Here is a 1,164-nt window from a genome sequence, read left to right as displayed (position 1 = left end):
TTAGAGACGATACCGGCACCAACAGTACGACCACCTTCACGAATAGCAAAACGAAGCTTCTCTTCCATCGCTATCGGAACGATCAACGAAACATCCATGGCAACATTGTCGCCTGGCATAACCATTTCCGTTCCTTCTGGAAGCGTAACAATACCTGTAACATCCGTCGTACGGAAGTAAAACTGAGGACGATAATTCGTGAAAAATGGTGTATGACGTCCACCTTCATCTTTTGTCAAAATGTAAGCTTCTGCTTTAAAACGTGTATGAGGCGTAACAGATCCTGGCTTCGCCAATACTTGACCACGCTCAATCCCTTCACGGTCAACACCACGAAGCAGAGCTCCTATATTATCACCCGCTTGACCCTGATCTAAAAGCTTGCGGAACATTTCAACGCCTGTAACCGTCGTCTTAGACGTTGGACGAATACCGATAATCTCGATTTCCTCTCCAACTTTAATAACACCACGCTCAACACGACCCGTAACAACGGTTCCACGACCCGAAATCGAAAATACATCCTCTATCGGCATCAAAAATGGTTGATCAACAGGACGTTCAGGGGTTGGAATATAATTATCAACTTCACTCATTAAAAGACGAACAGCATCTTCACCAATGCTTTTATCCTTATCCTCAAGAGCTGCCAACGCAGAACCTTTAACAATTGGTATATCATCGCCTGGAAAATCATATTTGGATAAAAGTTCCCGAACCTCAAGCTCTACAAGCTCCAAAAGTTCTGCATCATCAACCTGATCAACTTTATTAAGAAAAACAACAATTGCTGGAACACCAACCTGACGCGCAAGCAAAATATGCTCACGTGTCTGAGGCATTGGACCATCAGCTGCTGAAACAACCAAAATAGCACCATCCATCTGTGCCGCCCCTGTGATCATGTTCTTCACATAATCAGCGTGTCCTGGACAATCAACGTGCGCATAGTGACGATTTTCCGTTTCATACTCAACGTGCGCTGTAGAAATAGTAATTCCACGTGCGCGTTCCTCTGGGGCAGCATCAATTTGATCATAGGCTTTAAATTCACCAAAATATTTCGTAATCGCTGCTGTCAACGAGGTCTTCCCATGATCAACGTGACCAATCGTACCAATATTAACATGCGGTTTTGTTCGTTCAAACTTGCTCTTCGCCATC

The 1,164-nt window shown here is 44.2% G+C and carries 1 protein-coding gene; it reads right to left on the bottom strand.

Going from position 1 to position 1,164, the window contains the following annotated elements; genetic code table 11:
• A partial coding sequence (gene tuf / locus ACFIKB_RS09350; RefSeq protein ID WP_375653478.1) for an elongation factor Tu occupies positions 1-1,163 on the bottom strand: 1,163 nt, incomplete at its 3' end.
• Position 1,164 lies beyond the last annotated feature (1 nt).

Source organism: Bartonella sp. MR110HLJHH (genome assembly GCF_042194225.1).
GTDB lineage: Bacteria > Pseudomonadota > Alphaproteobacteria > Rhizobiales > Rhizobiaceae > Bartonella > Bartonella grahamii.
The sequence above is the reverse complement of the archived record's forward strand: the minus strand, read 5'-3'. Positions and strand labels throughout refer to the sequence as shown.